We start from the raw sequence: 1,221 nt of genomic DNA on the forward strand, positions 1-1,221 counted from the left end.
ATACGGTCAATGCGGGGTAATTTGTAAGTGTAACTGACGATAATATCACCACCTTGCGCCCCACCTGAGACAGTGATTTCCTGCGCTGTTACTTTATCAGCCGTGATTTTTGCGCGATAGCGGTAAGTCACCTTATAGCTGCTCCCCGCTAAAGGTTCGTCTCCCACGGGTGCCCAATCAATGGTGTCTCCGGTTTTTTTAAAATCTGTGCCTTCTTTAAATTCCTTGCTTCCTTGAACGATTTTGATAAACGCGGTGATGCTTTTATCAGGAACACCATCACGCCCAGCGGCAACAGCACCACGGGTGACGTTAACGGTTTTTTCTTTTGTCAATAAAAGAGACTGAATATCAGCAATAGGAGAATAATAGGGTTTAAAGGTAAAACTTGTTTTCCCTTTTGGAGGCGCAAAAATATGCGTTTCGCTTGGAACAACGCTTGTCGAAAAATCTTCCATCTCTTCATGGCGCAAGGCGGCAAGGCGCTTGCGTTTAAAGCCATTGATATTGGCTTCTCCTTCTTGAATACTAAACACTTGGCAACCGTTATTGGCTCCCAATGCGCTTACACGGCAGCTACTCACGATATAATGCCCATGGGCGCGGTCGTACGTCGCAATAGCTTGCATGGCAGGTTCAAGGAGTGAGGGTGATTTTTGATCAATCAGAACACCATCTTGTAAAATATAAACCGGAAAGAAAGTGCCATTCTGCGCATCCTCTTTCAGTGCCCAAACAAGCTGTGCTGTTTCGCGTGCCGCTCCGGGCTCTCCTTCTGCTAAGGTGCCAGGGACTTGCCCCAAGAGCTCTGGATCATCTTCGTGTGTTATCCATTTTTTTTGCAGCTTCACACCAATTTCCAAGCGCCCAATCATGGCAACATTGTTGAGTACAGCTGGTGCAACGGGGAAAATATCACCGGCAATATAAATCTTGCCATCCGTTAAAGTGACGGTCCTTGTGTCTTTGTTGACAAAAGCATCAGCCCGTTCAACGCGGTCTCCTTCTTGTGCCACAAGGCGCCCCAAGCGGTCATGCCGCCCCCTTATAATGGTTTGAACCTCATTGAGTTCACCACTTTGAATAAAGGGACGCGTGCCATAAAAGACAACGCTTTGTTGTTCCTCTTTGCCGCGAGATCTGTCAATTGCAAAGGGTAAACCACTTTCATGCTTCATATTAAAACCTCAATAAAATCTTGAATTGTTCGCGAACATCGGC

The 1,221-nt window shown here is 46.5% G+C and carries 1 protein-coding gene; it reads right to left on the reverse strand.

Features of this window, described 5'->3' with window-relative positions; translation table 11 throughout:
* Positions 1-1,178 (reverse strand): DUF4815 domain-containing protein (locus ACFINH_RS09855; RefSeq protein WP_375632990.1); only part of this gene is annotated, 1,178 nt, incomplete at its 3' end.
* Between the last annotated feature and the right edge of the window lie 43 nt (positions 1,179-1,221).

The sequence above is a fragment of the Bartonella sp. AA74HLJMH genome (assembly GCF_042197045.1).
In the GTDB taxonomy this organism is placed as follows: Bacteria; Pseudomonadota; Alphaproteobacteria; order Rhizobiales; family Rhizobiaceae; genus Bartonella.